Below are 219 nucleotides of genomic sequence, written 5' to 3' on the forward strand. Positions count from 1 at the left end.
ATAATGCGACTCCACACAGCGGGGGTGATTAGCTCAGCTGGGAGAGCACCTCCCTTACAAGGAGGGGGTCGGCGGTTCGAACCCGTCATCACCCACCAACTACTTTATGTAGTCTCCGCCGTGTAATGTAAGAAATTGAGAAGTGGGTGATTAGCTCAGCTGGGAGAGCACCTCCCTTACAAGGAGGGGGTCGGCGGTTCGATCCCGTCATCACCCACC

2 tRNA genes are annotated in these 219 nt (G+C 56.2%); both read left to right on the forward strand.

Annotated features, from left to right (window positions below):
• Positions 1 to 22 precede the first annotated feature (22 nt).
• A tRNA-Val gene (locus tag OGY01_RS01610) sits at positions 23 to 98 on the forward strand.
• Positions 99 to 144: 46 nt separating this feature from the next.
• Positions 145 to 217, forward strand: a tRNA-Val gene (locus OGY01_RS01615).
• The last annotated feature ends 2 nt before the right edge of the window (positions 218 to 219 follow it).

The sequence above is a fragment of the Citrobacter sp. Cm038 genome, assembly GCF_030333105.1.
Lineage (GTDB): Bacteria > Pseudomonadota > Gammaproteobacteria > Enterobacterales > Enterobacteriaceae > Citrobacter > Citrobacter murliniae.